1 protein-coding gene is annotated in these 333 nt (G+C 65.8%); it reads left to right on the top strand.

All coding sequences use genetic code 11. The features are described from left to right. Positions 1-333, top strand: a 333-nt coding sequence (locus PUR26_RS16975; RefSeq protein ID WP_443077093.1) for an ATP-binding protein, incomplete at both ends; no start/stop codon positions are given.

The raw sequence follows: 333 nt of genomic DNA, 5'->3' as shown, positions 1-333 counted from the left end.
TTCGCGCATGACGAGGAGGAGCTGCGGCGGATCGCGGGCCAGGGCCTGACGCTCTCCCCGACCACCGAGGTGCTCCTGGAGGAGTCGATCCTGGGGTGGAAGGAGTACGAGCTGGAGCTGATGCGCGACAGGAACGACAATGTCGTGGTCGTGTGCTCCATCGAGAACTTCGACCCGATGGGTGTGCACACCGGGGATTCGATCACGGTGGCCCCGGCGATGACGCTGACCGACCGCGAGTACCAGCTCCTGCGGGACGTCGGTATCGCGATCATCCGCGAGGTGGGTGTCGACACCGGCGGCTGCAACATCCAGTTCGCGGTCAACCCCGAG

Source organism: Streptomyces sp. SP18CS02, from assembly GCF_036322365.1.
In the GTDB taxonomy this organism is placed as follows: Bacteria; Actinomycetota; Actinomycetes; order Streptomycetales; family Streptomycetaceae; genus Streptomyces.
The sequence above is the reverse complement of the archived record's forward strand: the minus strand, read 5'-3'. Positions and strand labels throughout refer to the sequence as shown.